The 19,494-nt window shown below is 38.8% G+C and carries 17 protein-coding genes; 12 read left to right on the top strand and 5 right to left on the bottom strand.

The features are described from left to right. Positions 1 to 96 precede the first annotated feature (96 nt). Positions 97 to 273: a hypothetical protein gene (locus BN1068_RS23605; protein WP_175637122.1), complete on the top strand. Its 177-nt coding sequence runs from the start codon at positions 97 to 99 to the stop codon at positions 271 to 273. Positions 274 to 444: 171 nt separating this feature from the next. Next, positions 445 to 1,710: a Zn-dependent hydrolase gene (locus tag BN1068_RS09725; protein WP_077602662.1), complete on the top strand. Its 1,266-nt coding sequence runs from the start codon at positions 445 to 447 to the stop codon at positions 1,708 to 1,710. Between the two features lie 103 nt (positions 1,711 to 1,813). Here BN1068_RS09725 and BN1068_RS09720 read toward each other — a convergent pair whose 3' ends face one another. Next, the gene (locus tag BN1068_RS09720; protein ID WP_077602661.1) at positions 1,814 to 2,578 is read right to left on the bottom strand and encodes a DeoR/GlpR family DNA-binding transcription regulator; all 765 of its coding nucleotides are present in this window, start codon (positions 2,576 to 2,578) and stop codon (positions 1,814 to 1,816) included. 247 nt (positions 2,579 to 2,825) lie between these two features. Here BN1068_RS09720 and BN1068_RS09715 point away from each other — a divergent pair, with 247 nt between their 5' ends. The 5 genes from BN1068_RS09715 to phnX all read left to right on the top strand — a co-directional run bounded on the left by BN1068_RS09715 (position 2,826) and on the right by phnX (position 8,150). Next, the gene (locus tag BN1068_RS09715; RefSeq protein WP_077602660.1) at positions 2,826 to 3,578 is read left to right on the top strand and encodes an ABC transporter ATP-binding protein; all 753 of its coding nucleotides are present in this window, start codon (positions 2,826 to 2,828) and stop codon (positions 3,576 to 3,578) included. Continuing rightward, a complete protein-coding gene (locus BN1068_RS23835) occupies positions 3,571 to 5,196 on the top strand; it encodes an ABC transporter permease subunit (RefSeq protein WP_217697313.1) in 1,626 nt (541 codons plus the stop codon). The genes BN1068_RS09715 and BN1068_RS23835 overlap by 8 nt, the downstream gene beginning before the upstream one ends. A 9-nt stretch (positions 5,197 to 5,205) precedes the next feature. Next, complete coding sequence (locus BN1068_RS23830; RefSeq protein ID WP_254846743.1) at positions 5,206 to 6,189, top strand: extracellular solute-binding protein; 984 nt, start codon at positions 5,206 to 5,208, stop codon at positions 6,187 to 6,189. Positions 6,190 to 6,264: 75 nt separating this feature from the next. Beyond that, a complete protein-coding gene (gene phnW, locus BN1068_RS09705) occupies positions 6,265 to 7,359 on the top strand; it encodes a 2-aminoethylphosphonate--pyruvate transaminase (protein ID WP_077602659.1) in 1,095 nt (364 codons plus the stop codon). Next, positions 7,356 to 8,150 (top strand): phosphonoacetaldehyde hydrolase, encoded by a 795-nt coding sequence (gene phnX, locus BN1068_RS09700; RefSeq protein WP_077602658.1) that lies wholly within the window; start codon positions 7,356 to 7,358, stop codon positions 8,148 to 8,150. Before phnW ends, phnX begins: the two co-directional genes overlap by 4 nt. Before the next feature lie 97 nt (positions 8,151 to 8,247). On the opposite strand, the gene BN1068_RS09695 is transcribed toward phnX, so the two are convergent. After that, positions 8,248 to 9,804 carry a histidine kinase N-terminal 7TM domain-containing diguanylate cyclase gene (locus BN1068_RS09695; RefSeq protein WP_077602657.1) on the bottom strand — a complete coding sequence of 519 codons (1,557 nt, stop codon included), beginning with the start codon at positions 9,802 to 9,804 and terminating at the stop codon, positions 8,248 to 8,250. A 539-nt stretch (positions 9,805 to 10,343) separates the two neighbouring features. Between BN1068_RS09695 and BN1068_RS09690 the strand changes: the two genes are divergently transcribed. The 4 genes from BN1068_RS09690 to BN1068_RS09675 all read left to right on the top strand — a co-directional run bounded on the left by BN1068_RS09690 (position 10,344) and on the right by BN1068_RS09675 (position 14,583). After that, a complete protein-coding gene (locus BN1068_RS09690) occupies positions 10,344 to 11,573 on the top strand; it encodes a hypothetical protein (RefSeq protein WP_077602656.1) in 1,230 nt (409 codons plus the stop codon). A gap of 172 nt (positions 11,574 to 11,745) precedes the next feature. Next, complete coding sequence (locus tag BN1068_RS09685) at positions 11,746 to 12,906, top strand: hypothetical protein (protein ID WP_077602655.1); 1,161 nt, start codon at positions 11,746 to 11,748, stop codon at positions 12,904 to 12,906. A 27-nt stretch (positions 12,907 to 12,933) separates the two neighbouring features. Continuing rightward, positions 12,934 to 13,842: an ATP-binding cassette domain-containing protein gene (locus tag BN1068_RS09680; protein ID WP_077602654.1), complete on the top strand. Its 909-nt coding sequence runs from the start codon at positions 12,934 to 12,936 to the stop codon at positions 13,840 to 13,842. 9 nt (positions 13,843 to 13,851) lie between these two features. Continuing rightward, entirely contained in the window at positions 13,852 to 14,583 is a 732-nt protein-coding gene (locus BN1068_RS09675) for a hypothetical protein (RefSeq protein ID WP_077602653.1), read from the top strand. A 111-nt stretch (positions 14,584 to 14,694) separates the two neighbouring features. Here the strand turns inward: BN1068_RS09675 and BN1068_RS09670 are convergent, their stop codons facing one another. The 3 genes from BN1068_RS09670 to BN1068_RS09660 form a co-directional block, all read right to left on the bottom strand. Then, the gene (locus tag BN1068_RS09670) at positions 14,695 to 16,299 is read right to left on the bottom strand and encodes an FMN-binding glutamate synthase family protein (protein ID WP_077602652.1); all 1,605 of its coding nucleotides are present in this window, start codon (positions 16,297 to 16,299) and stop codon (positions 14,695 to 14,697) included. Positions 16,300 to 16,602: 303 nt separating this feature from the next. Beyond that, positions 16,603 to 17,517: a carbohydrate kinase family protein gene (locus tag BN1068_RS09665; protein WP_077602651.1), complete on the bottom strand. Its 915-nt coding sequence runs from the start codon at positions 17,515 to 17,517 to the stop codon at positions 16,603 to 16,605. A gap of 116 nt (positions 17,518 to 17,633) precedes the next feature. Further along, on the bottom strand, positions 17,634 to 18,380 hold the full coding sequence (locus BN1068_RS09660) for a MurR/RpiR family transcriptional regulator (RefSeq protein ID WP_077602650.1): 747 nt from the start codon (positions 18,378 to 18,380) through the stop codon (positions 17,634 to 17,636). A gap of 261 nt (positions 18,381 to 18,641) precedes the next feature. Between BN1068_RS09660 and BN1068_RS09655 the strand changes: the two genes are divergently transcribed. Further along, the gene (locus tag BN1068_RS09655) at positions 18,642 to 19,490 is read left to right on the top strand and encodes a class II fructose-bisphosphate aldolase (protein ID WP_077602649.1); all 849 of its coding nucleotides are present in this window, start codon (positions 18,642 to 18,644) and stop codon (positions 19,488 to 19,490) included. Positions 19,491 to 19,494: the final 4 nt, after the last annotated feature.

The raw sequence follows: 19,494 nt of genomic DNA, 5'->3' as shown, positions 1-19,494 counted from the left end.
TATTTATTTGAAAATTTGATATATTTACTATTGTTAACGGAGAGGATATTTGTTAAACTAACCTTACTTTTAAAATTACGGATAGGATGTGACCAAATGGAAAACGAGCCGAAATTAGCTGCTTTTGTAAAATTGCATAACCTGATAATATATTATTCTGAATACAGGGATATGCCGGCGGAAGATGATTTTGATTTCTTTAAAGAAGTAGAAGAATGCTGTAAAGCTTTGGAGATTAATTACAAAGATTTTCTAAAAGAGATGGAGTTTTAGAATAGAATAAAAAATTATATAATTGTTGTTTGAGACAAAAAGCCAACTAGTTTTAGTTGGTTTTTATATTTTATTTTTCAGGAATTTATGTATTATTCAGTTAACAGCAATCATCATATAACCTGTAAGTTATAACAATAAATCATTTGAAAAGGGAAGGAGTCAGCTGATTTGGACTTTAAAAGATTGGAACAGACTTTGAAAAATATTAATTCATTCAGTGAAGCAGGTGAAGGTATTAACAGACTGGCTTATACAGATGAAGAGCGCCAAGCTGCAGATGAAATTGGGGAAATTTGCAAGAAAGAAGGTATGTCCGTCAAATATGATTCTGTCGGGAATCTTATCGCCAGGCGGGAAGGGACGCATCCGGAGCTGCCGGCTGTTGCGTTCGGCTCGCATATTGATAGTGTATATGAAGCTGGTGCATACGACGGGACCTTAGGGGTTGCAGCTGCAATAGAAATTATACGCAGCCTGAATGAAGCAAAAATTCAAACAGAACATCCATTGGAATTAATTGTTTTTGCCTGTGAGGAGTCGGCAAGATTTAGTTTTTCAACATTGGGCAGTAAAGCAATTGCCGGTTTGTTGAAAAAAGAAGATATCGCTGACTTACAAGATAAAGATGGTATTTTTTTGAGAGATGCATTCCAAAAATACAAGCTTCATTTAGATAAATTTGGTGAGGCAAAACAAAGAAAGGGAGCATATAAAGCTTTTTTTGAGCTCCATGTTGAACAAGGACCTGTATTGGAGGAAAAAAATATACCCATTGGTATTGTGACTGGAATAGCAGGTGCTACAAGATTTCAGTTAAATATAGAAGGAGAAGCTTCACATTCTGGAACAACCCCGATGGGTTACCGCAAAGATGCTTTTCTGGGGGCAGCTGAAATCGCGCTTGCCATTGAAAAAGCGGCCAAGGCTGAAAAATCTGTCGGGACGGTTGCTACTGTCGGTGTTTGTGATGTAGAGCCGGGAGCGATGAACGTTATTCCTGGCAGGGTGAAGATGCAAGTAGATATTCGCGGGATTTCAGAAGCGTCGAAGAAAATGGTTATTCAAAAATTATTTCAATCGATAAAAGATACAGAAGAAAAACGCGGATTAATTATTCATCATACAAGAACAAACGATCAGGCTCCAGTAGTTTTAAGTGAAGAAGTCATCCAGGAATTAAGCAAAACCTGTGATGAAAATGAGTATGCTTATCAGCTGATGCCAAGCGGCGCAGGACACGATGCCATGAATATGACAAATCTGTGTCCGGTGGGGCTGATATTCATTCCATCAGAAAAAGGGTTGAGTCATAACCCTAAAGAGTATAGTTCGATAGAGCAAATTGCACCGGGGGCAACTATTTTAAAGCAGGAAATATTGAAATGGGCAGGAGTGGCAGACAGAACTGCGGATAAGATACAGAGCTTACCATAACAGATTTTTTACAGAACGGAATTAGATTCAACGAGTCACATATTAGAATAGAATTTTCACTTATTCTAATATGTGACTCAAATCTCTTTTTCATTATCAAACTTCATTTGGCAGATATAATCAACTCTGTCCTCACCTTATTAAATTGTTTTATAACCTCTTCATCCACTTCATGATCCGTTACCACATAATCAATCTCATCCAGTCCGGCAATATTTACTGTGACATTCCTTCCAAATTTGGAGCTGTCCGCAGCAACATAGACCTCATGGGAAAGCTCAACAATCTTTTTTCGGGCAAGGGCTTCCTCCACGTTATAATCGGAAACTCCCTTATCCATCGTAATTCCGCTTGCACAGATAAAGGCTTTCTGTATGTTCAATTGATGAAAGTTAAATAAGTAATCATAGGTAACGACAGACCTTTCATTTTTTCTGACCTTCCCGCCTATTACAATGAGTTCCACAGCGCTGTTCATTAATTCCAGGATGACAGGGACAGAGTTTGTAATGACTGTCAGATTTCTTTTTTCTTTAATATATTTTGCAATTTGATAGGTTGTTGACCCACTGTCTAAATAAATGCAGTCCCCGTCCTCAATAAACGCATTACATTTTTTTGCAATGGCTGTTTTCTTGTCCAAATGGCTGATCATCCGTTCTTCCATAGAAGCTTCGCCAAACTTTGGCTCCACTAATTTGACGCCTCCATATATCTTTTTAAGTTTTCCCTGTTCAGTAAGGGCATTTATGTCCCTGCGCAGTGTATCTATAGAAATTTTCAACTCTTCCTGAAGCTCAGGCATTTTCATCACTTTCTTTATCATTAATAAATCAATCATTTTCTGTTGTCTCTCAACTGGAAGCATTTTATCCTCCTCATGTCACGTTTAATTGGATTACTCTATATACCTAGTTTACGGGTACTTTGCGGCATAATCAATCTATTTACATAAAGTTTAGAATGAGTTTCGCATAAGTGTAAATGAATAATATTATAAATTATGCATAACTTATGCTTAATATATTCATAATTTACATATTCTTAACACGATTAGTGATTTATCTTAATATTCGTTTTATATGATGGAGGTAACTCAGGAGGAGGTGGTCAGTTTGTTGGAACTGCAAAATATAAGCAAACAATTCGACCAGAAAGTAGTATTAGAAAATATTGATCTTAAAATCAACAGCGGCGAAATTGTATCGCTGCTTGGACCCAGCGGAAGCGGGAAAACAACCCTGTTAAATATTATCCTGGGACTGACCAGAATCGATCAGGGGAAAGTTATTTTTAATGATGAGGACTTAAGCCATGTAGATATGAAAAATCGTGGATTTAATATAGTATTTCAAGATTACGCACTGTTCCCCCATTTAAATGCATATGAAAATATTGTTTATGGACTGCGTAATAAAAAAGACACTGCATCGGTGGAGGAAGTCAGGGAATATATTGAGTTTCTGGAGCTAAAGCCGCATTTGAAAAAGAGGATTGGCGAGTTGTCAGGCGGACAGAAGCAGCGGGTTGCCTTGGCTAGAACACTAGTTACGAAACCGAAGCTGCTGCTTTTGGATGAGCCGTTAAGTGCATTGGATGGTGTGATTAAGGAATCAATTAAAGAAAGAATTAAGTCGATTGCTAAGGAGTTTGGCTTGACAACGATTATTGTGACACATGACCCGGAGGAAGCTTTAACCCTATCGGATAAAATCTTGATTATTAATCAGGGAAATATTTCGCAGTTCGGCACACCTTTTGAAATTATTAATCAGCCGAAAAATAATTTTGTGAAGGAATTTATTTTAAGACAGCTGCAGATTAAGCGGCAAAATATCTATAATTTATTTGGTGAAAAATATGCGTAATGCAAAACCGGAAATGCGGGCTATCTTTATCATTATCTTATTATTGTTTTTTACCTTTCTGATAGCTCCGCTGCTTGTTTTATTTTTCCGCTCATTTGTCTCTGACGATGGGGGCGCAGGGTTTTCAAATTATATGGAAGCTTTGTCAAATAACACATTAATCAGTGCAATAGGTAATAGCATCAAGGTGTCTGGCGCTACAGCCATCATTACTACAACACTGGCATTTGCTTTAGCATATGCCGTCAATTTTACAAGGATCTATCAGCCTTTAAAAAGTGTTGTGAAAGTCGGAATTCTTATTCCAATGCTGATTCCTACTATTACTTACGGGTTTGCAATTATGTACACCTTTGGAAATCAGGGCTTACTGACAAAGCTTTTTGGGAGAAATTTATTTGAAATCTATGGATTTAACGGACTGCTGATTGGATATGTCATCTATACATTGCCTGCAGCTTTCCTGTTAATTCATAACTCTTTCAAATATATTGATAAGAAATTTATTATCGTATCGAAGCTGATGGGGGACAGGACGTTAAGGAGCTTTTTGAACACTGTTGTCCGTCCATTGTCAGGAGCTTTGGGAGGCGCATTTGTTTTATCCTTTATCCTCAGCTTCACCGACTTTGGGATACCGGCATCCGTAGGCGGGACATATGATGTTGTTGCTACACAGCTTTATCAGGCGATGCTCGGTTCGATTCCGGATTTCAGTCAAGGTGCTGTGATTGCTGTGCTGATGCTATTTCCGGCAGTGGCAGGTGTTATTCTATTGAACTATCTCGAAAAATTCAATTTTCATTATGATAAGTTCAGTGAAACCGAATTAACACCAAGTAAATTCAGAGACAGTTTCTTTGGAGCTGCTTCTGTTATTGTCCTGCTGGCGATGCTTTCTGTATTTGCTGTCATGTTCATTACGCCATTTGTGACGGCTTTCCCTTATGATTTAAGCTTTACATGGCAGCATATTACAAGTATCTTCCAGTCGAATGATCTGGTTTCAGTTTACAGGAATTCACTTATTGTTGCGGTATTAACCGCTGTGTTAGGAACGATTATCACGTACGGATCAGCGCTTCTTAATGCGCGGACACCGATAAAAGGAAAACAAACCGTCGATATTTTTTCGATGATTACTAATACAGTGCCTGGTATGGTACTGGGGCTATCCTATTTACTGCTCTTTAATAACAGCAGTTTAAAAGGAACCTTTATCATTATTGTTTTATGTAATATTATGCATTACTTTACAACCCCATATTTAATGGCGAAAAATGCATTAACAAAGATGAACCCGGGCTGGGAAACTTCAGGAGAATTGCTGGGGGATAATTGGATTAAAACGGTATATCGTGTTATTTTACCAAACTCTATATCTACGGTTTTAGAAATGTTCAGCTACTATTTCATCAATGCGATGGTAACAATCAGCGGTGTTATCTTCCTGGTATCTGCCCAGACGACAGTTGTAGCAAGCAAAATTAATGAACTGCAGCATTTTGCAAAGTTCAATGAAATATTTGTTCTATCTGTACTGATTTTCTTAACCAACTTATTGGTCAGGGCTGTGTGCGATGCTCTTCAAAAAAGAACCGCAATCTATAAAAAGTGAGGGGAAAATATGTTGAAATCCATGAAAAAGTCAATCATAGGTGCAGGAATCGGTTTAGCAATTATCTTAGCAGGATGCGGGGCGCAGGGCAGTGATGATGTCGTCATTTATACCAATGCAGATGAGGAAGCAACATCAGCAATGGAGGCCGCATTAGATGATGCAGGCTATGAAGGAGAATATATTTTGCAGTCCCAAGGAACATCTGAATTGGGAGGGAAATTGCTGGCAGAAGGAAACCAGATGGAAGCAGATATAGTAACAATGAGCTCTTATTTTCTGGACAGTGCACAGGAGCAGAACGATATGTTTGAGGATTTAACATTTGAAACAGAGGCGTTAGAGGAAGATCCAGCTTATTATACCCCAATTTTAGGAAATACCGGTGCCATCTTTGTGAATACAGAAGTACTGGAGCAACATGGCTTGGAAGCTCCAGAAAGTATTGCAGATTTAGCAAAACCTGAATATGAAGGACTTGTATCCATTCCAAACATCGATAATTCTTCAACTGCGTGGTTAATGGTACAGGCTGTAATCAGTGAGTACGGAGAAGAAGAAGGGAAAGAAATTTTCCAAAATCTGATTGCGAATGTAGGACCGCATCTGGAAAGCTCGGGCTCCGGACCAATCAGCAAGGTGCAGGCAGGAGAAGTGGCTGCCGGTTTCGGACTTAGGCATCAGGCAGTTGTAGCAAAAGAATCAGGGGCGCCCATTGACTTTATTGATCCGACAGAAGGGAACTTCTCACTGACGGAAGCAGTAGCAGTAGTGAAAAAGGATAATGATGAAAAAACACAAAAAGCAATGGATATGGCAGAGGTTATCTCGACAGATGCAAGAGAAGAGCTGTTAACCTACTATCCTGTTGCTCTTTATGAAGGAGAAACTGTTGACAACACGCATAAACCGGCGCATTCTAAGACCTTTGAACAGCCGCTAGACGTAAAACTGCTGGAAAAGCATCAGGAATTCTTTAATTCTGCAAAATAAGGAGCAGGACGAGACTATTAAAATCTGATTATGGAATTGTTAACCTTCTTATTCCGCAAAAAGGAGCGATATATTTTGGAACAATATAAACTATTAACACCAGGACCATTAACAACAACGGCAGCAGTGAAAGAGGAAATGCTCTTTGATCGCTGTACGTGGGATCAGGATTATAAGGATATCACCCAGAAAATCCGTATGCAGCTGCTTGATTTGGCGAAGGCTCCCCTAGAGGATTATACAGCTGTACTGATGCAGGGAAGCGGTACATTTACGGTCGAATCTGTTATGACAACCACAATAAATAAGAAGGAAAAAGCATTAATTATCACGAATGGTACCTATGGGGAACGAATTGTAAAAATAGCTGATTATATCGGTTTAAATTATAAGCATTACAGTGTGGCATATAATGCTTATCCGGATGAATTGGAATTAAGGTACATTTTAGAAAATGATTCAGCGATTACTCATCTGGTGATGGTGCATTGTGAAACAACAACAGGTATATTGAATCCGGTTGAGATGATTTCCGGGCTTGCCAAGGCCCATCAGAAAACACTAATTGTTGATGCGATGAGCAGTTTTGGCGGGATAGAAATGAATATTCCGGAGCTCGGTATTGACTATTTAATCAGCAGTGCAAATAAATGTATCCAGGGCGTGCCGGGCTTCGGATTTGTTATTGCGAAGCAGGACAAACTGCAGGCCTGTGAGGGAAATGCAAGCAGTCTCTCCTTAGATTTATATAATCAGTGGAAGACCATGAATAAGGATGGGAAATGGCGTTATACCTCGCCGACGCATGTGGTAGCAGCATTTTCTAAAGCAATGGATGAATTAATTGCAGAAGGAGGGACCCCGGCAAGATTTCAGCGTTATCAGCGTAATAATCAGCTGCTGCGGGAAGGATTAGAAAAGCTTGGATTCCGGGCTTATATACCGAATAAGAGACAGTCGCCGATTATTACGACATTCCTGTTCCCGAATGACACATTTGCATTTGAAGATTTTTATCATTATGTGAAGGAAAGAGGGTTTGTTCTTTATCCTGGCAAGCTGACAGAAATCAACACGTTCCGGGTCGGTAATATTGGAGAAGTCTATGAAGCGGATATAAAAAGATTATGCAATATAATCCAAGAATATATGGGAGTGGTGGTTAAATGAATAAGGTAGAAGGTATCATCTTTGATTGGGCAGGAACAACAGTGGATTTTGGCTGTTTTGCCCCGGTAAATGCGTTTGTTACAGTATTTAAAAAGGCAGGAATAGAAGTAACCATTGAAGAAGCAAGAGAGCCGATGGGACTGACGAAGATTGATCACATCCGGACAATGCTGTCTATGCCGCGAATTTCAGCTTTATGGAATGAGGAACACGGAGGGAAGTTTACGGAGAGGGATGTAGAGAACTTAAATGCTGCCTTTGAATCTGCTCTCTTGGAAACACTGGCACCGTATACGGATCCAAAGCCGGAGGTACTGGACACGATAGAGCAGTTAAGAAAGCAAGGCTTGAAAATTGGCTCCAGCTCAGGCTATACGCAAAAAATGATGGAAGTGGTTTTTCCGGAAGCGGAGAAAAAAGGATATCGGCCGGACTTTTATATTACTGCGGATGGAACAAGTGGGTTGGGACGACCATATCCATATATGATTTATCGGAATATGGAAGCTTTAAAACTGACAGCATCCCGTCATGTGGTTAAGGTTGGAGATACTGTTCCTGATATAGATGAAGCATTAAATGCCGGAGTCTGGTCTGTAGCAGTTGTTATTGGCAGCTCAGAAATGGGTTTAAGTGAAAAAGAATTTGATGCGTTACCAGAAGCAGAGCAGGAGGAATTGATTATTGGCATAGAGAAGACTTTTATAGAGCATGGGGCTGATTTTACGATACGGACCCTTGGAGAGCTTCCAGGAATTATTGAGGAGATTAACCAGCAGCTTAAGAAATAAATACTTTTCAATTTTAAGAAATAGTGCATTTGTAATCTATGATGAAAATAGCTGTGTCGTACTTCCAACAGAGTATCGACACAGCTAATTATTTGCTTTACGTAAGCACATCTTTATCCGCCTGAACTTGATTACGGCCGCTCTCTTTAGCAGCATACAATGCTTTATCTGCCCTGTTCAGAAGCTCTTCCAGCGTACATTCCCCATCTGGTAAGTCAGCTCCCGCTGCTCCCATGCTGATAGTAATAGTGATGGATCCGTCTTCAGTAGGAAATAGATGTTTTTCTACTTTTCTACGAATCATTTCAGCTAATAGAAGTCCTTCTTCTACACTGCTTCCAGGCAGGGCGAGGACAAATTCTTCCCCGCCATAACGGGCAAAAATACTGTGTGCAGGTGTTATTTCCTGAATCAGCCGGCTGAGTCCGCTTAAAATTAAATCGCCGCTATGGTGACCATACGTATCATTAACATATTTAAAATAATCAATATCAAAGAGAATCACCGTAAACTGCTTTTCCGCCTCTCTGAAAGCATCTTTCGTATACTTGAAAAATGCTCTGCGGTTAAATATATTTGTTAATTCATCATAGTAAGCAAAATACTCCAATTGATTCTGCAATTTTTTCATCTCTGTAATATCTGTGAAAATAAGTAAGACTCCACTATTTTTCTGAGAGATAGATAAGTTAGATATACGTAAATGAAAAACATAGTTTTTTTGACGAAGACTTTGCGTCATTTCCACAGTAAGCGGAGCCTTGGAAAGATCATATGAAAAATCTGTGTCTGTAAGTCCTTTCCAAAAAGCATAAAAGTCTTGTCCATACATATTTTTATGAATATCCGTAAACAACTGTTTAGCGGCTTGATTAAACTCGATTAACCGTTTGGAATCATCCAAAACAATTACCGCGTCAGCTATTCTTTGAAAAATAACGTCTTTGGCAACGGGGACAAGTGTGAACATAGAAGAACTGGTGATTGCCCAGAAATACAGAATGGAAGTCAGCCAAAGATAGAGCGGAACGGAGTCAAACCCTGCTGGAGATAACCCAATTAAATAGAGAAAAGCAAGCAAAATGGGTATACATTGACCAAGTGCCAAAATAATAATTTGTTTCCGGTAAATCAAGGCGGCAGACCGGAGCTGAAATAAAGTCAGGCACAGTGCTATAAACATACAGGCAAAGATGAACATGCCATGTACGATATACCACGGACCAATAACCTGTTCAATATAAGGTGCGCCCAAGACAGGGTGAAACTCCAGTGACCGGTAGTGAAGATGATGAAAATCATTGGTTGCCACCATTGCAACTGTAACAGCCGGAACGACAAGTAAAAGACTCGTCCGTTTGAACGCCTTTTCCATGCCAAAATAGCGCAGAATAAACAGAAGACCAAGCAATGGAGCAAAAGCGATCCCGATATATTGGATGACAGTCCATATTTTTACTTGTTCAAGGGTTGTTGAAAGTAAGCCAAACGCTGCCGCAAAGCAATAGATTGTTACCGTGCCGGTATAAATAATAAAGATTTGACCAATTCGTTTATAATAATGTCTTCGGAGATAGGAGAATATAGCCAGATATAAATTAAAGACACCCGAAGCTGACATAATAGCGATATAAGCTGTGACTGTTACTCCCATAAGCTTCCCCCGTTTTTGCTTTTATTTATATAATGTAGCATAAATGTACGGAAAGGAGGGAGATTTTATATTCATCTGCAGAGAATATTTTAAAATATATCAGATAGTTTTACCTGTGTTTTCTAAATAATGTTAAAAATTAATGCATAGCCCATAATTACTTATGTAAAAATTTAGAGTTTTTTCAATCCTATTTACAATTAATAGGCATTAAGCTACACTATAGAAGATAGTTAAAATTTATATAATTTAAAATTTTACATAAAAACGAGTGTGTAAAAAAGGAATAAATTAGAAGAAGCCTGCTAAGATTGTAATGATTTTCAGCGGGATCAATAATTGTAATCCAAGCTCTTGTCTCACCAGAAAAAGCCTGCCAACCAGCTCCTATAGAATGCGGTGACTTCTATTTGAAACGCTTACAATATTCAGCGTGAACGATTTTAATAGAAGATCATTACCTCACTATAATCACTTAAGTACTTTTTGATTAACTTTAAAACTTAATCTGTCAAATTGTATCAAAAGGGGAATTAGGAATGACTATATCCATGATAATGCACGAATTTAAAATGATGCTCCGCAACAAAAAGAATATTTTATTTATTATCGCATTAATTGGTCTTATCGCAGCTTATTGTTTTTTAATTTTGCCTAATATGGAAACAGCTGATTCCTTTGATATAGAAGAGAAGGAGGCTGAGCTGCAAAACCTGGGGGCCGTGCGGCAGGGGATGATCGATAGAGGCGGAACAGGATTCGGCAGCATGACTGAAAACGTATATGCTCAGAATACATATGAGTTTCAAGTGAAAAGCAGTCTGGTACATGCTTTCAAAGATCAGAATTTCTACCGTTTTGTTCAGTGGAAAATGAATGAAAACTTTTATAACGCGATTGTGGAAGGGATGGATTGGATGCTGATTTCTGGCGCACCTTATCCGGCCCATGATATGGAACGCAATGCAACGTTAACAAGGCTCCGTTATTTAGGTTACTTAGATGCGGGTGTGCCGATTACATATGAAATGATTGAGCAGAAAACAGCGCTGCAGACAGTTGTTAAATTCATCCTTGATACGACTGCTGCTATCGTACTGTTTTGTGCGATTTATTTCAGCAGTGACATGATAACGAAGAATAAAGAGCACCGCAGCGCCTTGCAGGGAATTCCGATTGGCTGGTATCGTCTGATTAATGTGAAATCATTCGTTGCATTTATGTATACCTTATTCATTCTGTTTGGATTATTTCTATTGGTAATGCTTCTTATTTCTATTCAGAATGGTTTTGGTTCTTTGAAGCTGTCAGTGCCAATCACACTGCCGAGCTCGATGCCGGAGGATTATTCGGATTATCGGCACAGTGAGTACGATAGTATTACTATTGCAAAATTTCTGCTTCTATCGCTGGGGCTCATTCCAATACTTATGTACCTGTTTATTCGTTTAAATGCAATTTTCAGTCTGTTATTTAAAAATCCCTGGGTTGTTATTATGGTCAGTACAGTTTTCCTGTTCTCAGAGAGAATCTACTATTCCAGAACAACAACGGAGCTCTTTGGAATCGATTTAAGTTATTTTCCACAGACCTATTTTGATTTTGGACGGGTTATTTCCGGTGAAAAATACTATTTAGTGCATTTAGAGTCCATTACCTATCAGCAGGGAATTATTGTTTTATTGAGCAGCATTGTGATACTGGAAATCATTCTGTTTGTGGTTTCCCGAGTGATAAGCAAACGAAGGTTCTACCGTATCACAGCATGAGTGTTCGTAATTTCCCCAGTTTCTAAAAGAAGAAATATATTATTATGCATGGGTAAAAACGGTCACTCCATCTCCTGTTTGGTTCAACTAAGATTTATCGTATCACAGCATAAATGAAAATTGTATTCATTGGACAATGATGAGATCACATTAGCCGGAAAGGATAATTTATATGTTTTGGAAATTTAGCCTTTTTGAAATCAAGCTATTATTGAGAAACCGGAAAAATGCCTTTATTGCTCTATTCTTGCTGCTCTTTTTCCCATTATTTTTTATGTACTATAGTCAGGAGGAGCCGGAAACCCTAACAGAGCAGAAAAGAGCAGAAACACAGGCCTCCTATGCTGCTTTTTATCATCTTGACCAGCAGCGTCATGATGTGCCTGAGGTAGCGGAGGTATATGGTTATCATACGCAAATTCAAAGCCTGCTTGGTATGCAGGTATGGAATATTGGCAGTGGGGAAGATGGAGAACAATATGTTGAAGAAGGTCTGGAAATCAATCAATTAAGACTGAAGGTGCATGAATTAGGAAATGAAGGCATACCAGATTACTTAGTTATTCCTGAGGAAGAAATATTAAAGGAAAATGCGCTGCTGCAATATATTCAAGATAATAATTTACCGATTGATTCAGAATCATTTGTGACCAACGATTATTTTGCAGATGCCTTTGCGATGGTTTCAGGTCTGGTATTGCTTGTTATTATTTTAATCAGCGGGAATGAATTACTTGTTTATGAGCTGAGGCACCAGTCCGTGATGCGCAGCTTACCTGTAGCATTTATGCGGAAGGTAACAAGCAAGGTGATGGTTTACAGCATATTTATTTACTTGTTTCTTCTTCTCGGTTTTTCAATAGGCAATCTGTATCTATCTTCAAAAATGGAGGGAAATGAATTTTCCTTTCCGATGCTTATTTATCAAAATGAAGCATATACAGCGATTTCAGCCAGCCGGTATCTCCTTTATCTCTTTTTAGGAATGGCGCTGGTTATCATCTTCTTATTATTGCTATCTATTTTATTGAACATGCTTTTCAAGAATGCTTTTGCAAACATACTGGTCGGTCTTGGTATATTTCTATTACCCGATATTGTAATGGCCGCCGGCTACAATTTGAGCTTTTTACACCCGGTTAAATTTATTGATATGAGCAAAGTCTTATCCGGTGAACTTGCCGTTGAACTCGGAAACAGCTTTATTGATTATTGGAATGCAATGGCTGTATTAGGAGGGATAAGTATTCTCTTAATCGGTGTTATTTACGCCATGAATAAAATGAATCATCGGAGAGTGCCTAAAGATATGCCATTAGAAAAAACGTTCTAAAATAAACAAAAAGAAAAGAGGTTTATCATGCTGAAGCTGGACAATATTTCGGTAAGCTATAAAGATAAAGTAGTATTAGATAACCTTTCACTTACGGCAGAAAGCGGAGAAATCATTGGCGTAGTTGCCCCGAATGGAACTGGTAAAACAACGTTATTTCATGTGATTTCTAACTTTTTAAAACCCAATAAAGGTACTGTTATTTTTCATGACAAGCTGCAATATAAGACGGAAAGAAATGAAATAGCAATTCATAAGCAGCTGACAACCTTTCCGGAACAGAGTGATTTATTTGAAGAGCTTAGCGGTGTAGATCATATGAAGCTGTATGCAAATATGTGGAAGGGAAACACGGACCATGTGCAGAAGATTTATGAACAGCTCCATATGGAAGGGTATGTGAAAAAGAAGGTGAAAACATATTCCTTGGGGATGCGTCAGCGACTATGCTTTGCCATGGTTGCGTCTGCGGATACACCTGTGATGCTGATGGATGAATTAATGAATGGACTGGATGTAGCAAATGTTGCCCTCATCTCAGAATACCTGATACAGATGAAAAAAGAAGGAAAGCTTATATTTGTAGCATCACATTTGCTTTCCAATCTGGATTTATACGCAGACAGGGTTCTTTATTTAAAGGACGGTAAGATTATTCACCAGCAGGATTTCAGCCGTACAGATGAGAAATTTATCAAAATAGATCTATCAGCTGAACAGTATGAAGCGTTAAAGGATTCTTTACCAGGGGACCATCTCTATATTGCAAAGCATCTATGCTGCATTCCGATCGCAAATCTGGATGAGACGGAAAAGAATGCGTGGATTACCAGACTGTCTGCTTTTGAAGAAAAAGAATTAACGATTGGACCGCTCGGAACAGCGGAATATTATGAAGAATACTATCATGAAGATGGAAAGTCTTTAATGCTATGAGGAAGGGGCGTGGATGAAGTGAAACGGATGTATTTCCTCATTGTTCTAATCTGTTTTTTTGCACTGACCGGCTGCAGTCAGGACTCCTCTGGATCAGAGAAGGTATTAAGCTATCAGGAAAATAATGAAATTATTGGAGAAGAAAGAGAAGAAATTGTCGGTGAGGTCAGTGATACGATGTACGAATCCATTGATCGCAGTAATACAGAAGCAGAAGAAATTGTTATCGGTCCCGTCTCGGGAGACGGAGAAGAAATTATTCCACCGGAAGGCAGATACAGCATTGGTATGGGTTTTGACGGTTCCCCTCAATCTGGAAGAGTGCTCGTATATGACGAAGAAGGTATACTTCTTATCGAGGCATTGTTGGATGGCAGTTATGGAGTAGGCAGCATAACTGTAGATTTAAATGGTTCTCATACGGTTTATGTGGATGGAGTTGACGAGCTGATCCTGATTCCGGAAGAGACAAATATTTCTAATGAATTAACAGCAGGTATTTCAGAAGTCGGAAAAGATATTGAACCTGGAAACTATTCCGTTGTAACTGATTTGGATTCTGGAATGGGCTACCTGGAGATTTTTGAAGAAGGAGAACAGCCAAAGGTTTTTGAGATTTTGATTGACCCGTTGGAGCCGGATATTGATGTTGAATTGAAGGAAGGGCAGAAGGTGAAGATTACCGGTTTGTATGGTTTGTATGCTTTGCAGTTTGAACCGCAGCCTTCAAGGAGTGAGTAACCACGGGGTTTTTTGAGAGAAAAGCAATCACTCCTTCAAAAGGAAATTTCATTTTATAATAATAAAAGAAGGGAAGGCTGCGCTAAAAAACTGCACATGAAAAAATCCTGGTTAATTAGAAACAGAAACGGGAAAATCTTTCGCAATCAAATCATCCAATGAACAAACGCGCTGATAGTCATCTTTATATTGGATATGTGATGATTGAATCAGTGTTGGTGAAGTGACGCCCGCAGCTGCTGATATACGAAACAGACTTTCACGGAGCGTAACAAGATAATTCAATGCCCGGTAGGCCTTCTCATCGACAACAAGTGCTTTTTGCAGCTTTGGATCAGTTGTTGCTACACCAACAGGACAGCGATTGGTATGACAGATTTGCGCCATAATACAGCCGACTGTAATCATGAATGCCCGGGCAATCTGAACAAGATCTGCGCCCATACCAAGAATAACGGCGACCCGGTCTGCCGTAAAAAGCTTTCCGGAAGCGATTAATTTAACGCGGTCACGAACCCCGTACTTTTTCAATGTCTGGTCTGCAATGATAACCGCAGATTTAATCGGGAGGCCAACCCGGTCTGCCAGCTCCTGAAAGGTTGCACCTGTTCCTCCTTCTGAACCATCTACCGTAATAAAATCCGGCCCCGTCCCGGATTCTCTCATATAACTGGCAATGTCCTCTAATGCATCCGGGCTGCCGATAACTAATTTAATACCGACTGGTAAGCCTGTATGATTACGAATCTGCTCGATAAAAGAAAACATAGATGGAACATCATCAAATTCATGGAAACGATTCGGACTGTCTATCTCCTGATAGGGTGCAACATTACGTATAGAAGCAATTTTTTCTGTTACTTTTTCTGCATCGACATGTCCTCCGCGGGTTTTTGCTCCTTGCGCAAGCTTCAACTCAAAGGCTTTAACCTGCGTAATTTCGCTCTTTTTCTTTAGTAAATCCCAACTGAAATCGCCAGCTTGTGTACGGACGCCAAAAAGCCCGGGACCAATTTGGGCGATAATATCTGTATTGCCGGCTAAATGATAGTCAGATAAGCCGCCTTCACCAGTGTTCATCCAGGAGCCGCCGGCCATGCCAATTCCTTTAGACAAGGCAGAAATTGCATTCTCACCTAATGCGCCATAGCTCATCGCAGACATACCAATCAGCCCCTTTACACGAAAAGGTTCTCTGCAGTGCGGGCCAATAACTACTGTATGTTTGTCGTTTAAAAGCCAAGGCTGAATTTGTTTATTCTCCAATTTCTCTTTTCGGCTTAATAAATTATCTTCTTTTACGGCATAAATTTTAGAATCAATCTGTTTTGTATTATCTACATCTAATTCTTCCTGCTGTTTAGGAAACATAGCATTTCTCACATAAAAATCTGCCTTCTCAAAATCACGCCGGGAACCAAAGCCGATCATATTTTTCTGATATTTGGCAGGCATAATAATGTCACGGTAATCATCACGGGAGAAGGGCTTTCCGGAGGTATCCTCATCAAATAAATACTGTCTGAGCTCTGGACCGGCCTTTTCCAGAATATACCGCATCTTGCCAAGCAGCGGGAAGTTGCGCAAAATGGCATGCTGTTTTTGTTTGCGATCCTTCCAGTATATGTAGGCAAATAGGACAAGCGGTATAATGATAATCGCTATTACCAGGATAATTAGTGCAAATAAGATGAAAACCCATGCTGAAAAATCCATTGTTAAATGACTCCTTCCTTTGTTTCTATAAAACTGCTTATAGATTTAATACCCATTTTGAGAAGGATTACACATAGGGAGGATGTGAGAAAGTAAGTTTGGAGGCACAATTGTATAATGTATTTGTAGAAAAAGGGATAGAGTCCATTGATGTCAAGCTCGACAGATACGGTCAGAGCTAAGGAGTTCTTATTTTAAAAAAAACTGTGCAGATAAGAAGGGTATCGGGACAAACTCCTCCTTATCTGCATAGTTTATATTGCAACTCTTAGTCAATGTTTTATCTGTTAAAATGGGAGGTTACTAAATATTTAGTTCCACACCTCTTTCTCTTTTTCGATTCCGAACACTCTCTAAAGTCGGAATGGAGAGCTGTCCGCCAAGCGTTTCCACAGAAATAGAAGAGGCTAGTGAAGAAATCAGTATAGTCTCCTCTAATGAATAATTATTATCTAAGCAGTAGGCAAATGCACCGTGAAATATATCTCCTGCTCCGGTAGTATCAATAGCATCTGCAGAAAAAGCAGGAATGTGGTAGATAGTATCTTCGCTTTTGTAGATAGACCCATCGCCCCCAAGGGTAACCACGATCGTGTTTGTGTTAATTTCCTCCAGTCTGGAAAAGGTATCCTGCCAGGTTTGCTCGTCATTCATATCAATGGTTACTCCAGAATATTGATAGGCGAAATCTTTTGAACAGGCCAGATAATCAACAGCTTTAATAACATCTAAAAGCTCCGGTTTAAAAGTTCCGGCATCCATGAGTGTAATTGCCTGCGGGTATCTTTCAACTGCTTTAAGAATACTTTCTTTTTCATGCCCGTCAATGAGAATGATGTCTGGTGAGTGATCCGGCCAATTTATCTCAAAGTTTTCCTGGGGCAAAGGGTTATTTAGAATGGTCCGATGCCCATTTTGCTGATTAACAATGATACAGCTGATACTGGTAGCCAGCTGATTATTCATTTTTAATGAGGCAGTATTAACACCGGCAGTCTCTAATTGTTCTATTATTTTCTGGCCGAATAAATCCACTCCAATACGTGCTATAAGTGAAGTCCTGCTTCCCCATAATGCGCACAAATAAGCAGCGTTTGCAGCAGGCCCTCCCATACATTCTATTCTTTGCGGTATCCGGTATTTTTGATTTTCAACAATCGGTGTATCAGCGGGGAAAGTTATATCATAAACTGCCTGGCCGATCGAAAGGATACTCATTTGATTACCTCCTTGCCATTTATAGTGGGGATTTCATTACTAATATAATTGTACTCAATTTTGCAATGTAAATGGTTCCATAATAGAAGGAATAAGAAAGCATTATGAAAATCTATTCATTTACTGATATATTCTATAATTGTCCGGGTAATGATGTTTAAAGGGATTCTGGAATAAACATCTAATCCTTTAATCTTCATAATATTTTCGGTATGTCCAAGAATGGTTATATCTGATAGTTCCTCTAATTTTGTTCCCGGTTTACAACAGATAGTAACCATTTTAGCATTATTCATCTTAATAGCCTTTGCAGCACGTGCCAATTCAGGAGTAGTACTTTGAATTGTAATAAAAATGGCTAAATCTCCTTCTTTCACAATTTTCCCTGCATTAAGCATCCACATAACATCTTTTACAATCACCGTATTAAACCCAACCAGCTGTAAATACATTTGGAACTCCTCTGCTACCAGAGCTGTAAATCCTCTTGAAAAAATGTATACGCGATTGGCATTTTCTATAAGCTTAATCGTATCGAGTATCGCTGTAGTGCTTATGTTGTCTATTGTCTGCGTGCATTCGCGGAAAGACTTTGCCAAAATTTTATTGACTTCATAAGGTGAATTGTTTTCTCCCTTTTTTTGTTTTTGTTCTGAAATTTTGAATTTCAGCTCTGAAATGCCAGAGAAGCCGCATTTTTGTATGGTTCTGGAAACGGTAGCTGAAGAGGTGAACGATTTTTCAGCAATGTTGGTAATCGACATCACCGGAATTTTATCTTCATTTTGATTTATATAATCTATTACAAGAGCTTCAGATTCAGAAAGCCTTTCGTAAATTTCTTTATCCAGCTGGATAATCATCTTAAATCCTCCTAATTCTGTCATCAGCAATCTATGAAAAACAAAGGGGCAATATGATGAATAAGTTTTCAAAATTACCTGTTTTAGCTGATTTTTCGGGAAACATTTTCACTTAATCAGCGTCTGAAAACGTTTTTATTACTATATAATGAAATTAATAAATATACGTATATTTAGATATTATAACATCCGGACGTTTAGGTCTATCCGGAGTTTACAGAGTATTTGAAGTAAATAAGCAGGTTGGAGGATTAATAAATCATGTATGTCACATTAAAAGAAGTTTTACAAGAAGCTGATGATTTAAATATGGCAATAGGGGCTTTTAATACGCATAATTTAGAAATGTTTCCATCAATTATCAAGGCTGCATACAGACAGAAATCACCAGTCATTGTTCAAGTCAGCAGCGGGACAGCCAATTATATCGGCTATCAAAATTTGGTGGCGGTTTGTAAATCAATGACGGATGAGTATGGTGTCGATGCAGTATTACACCTGGACCATGCTAAAAATTTTGATGATATCCGTCAGGCAATTGATTCTGGATTCAGCTCCGTTATGTATGATGGCTCTTCCTTTCCCTTGAAGGAAAATATTTTGGGGACAAAGCGTGTGGTAGAGTATGCTAAAAGATTTGGAGTAAGTGTCGAAGCTGAATTAGGAACGATTGGTGGTGCCGAGGAAGGTATTGTTGTTAGTCAGGATGAAGTAAAATTAACAAACCCTAAGGATGCTGCTGATTTTGTTGAGCTGACTGGAATTGATGCACTTGCTGTCGCTATCGGCACCAACCATGGACAATATAAATCGAAAACATCTATCCATTTTGAACAGCTTGAGATGATAAGAAATGCAGTAAGTATCCCATTAGTTATTCACGGTGGAACAGGAGTTAAAGATGAAGACGTTAAAAAAGTCATCGATTTAGGTATTAGAAAATTTAATGTAGGAACGGAATTGTTAGTTGGATGGAATCAAAAATCAAAGGAATTGTACGATAAGAACAAAGAAAATGTATCGAGCAGAAATAATATTATTCCCGGATTAGAAGTGATTGAAGAAATTGTTGAGAGGAAGATACAGCTATTCAAAAATATAGAAGGTTGAGGTA

Origin of the sequence: Oceanobacillus sojae, assembly GCF_900162665.1 — a bacterium.
In the GTDB taxonomy this organism is placed as follows: Bacteria; Bacillota; Bacilli; order Bacillales; family Amphibacillaceae; genus Oceanobacillus; species Oceanobacillus sojae_A.
Note: the sequence above shows the minus strand (reverse complement) of the source record. Positions and strands in the feature narration are given on the sequence as shown.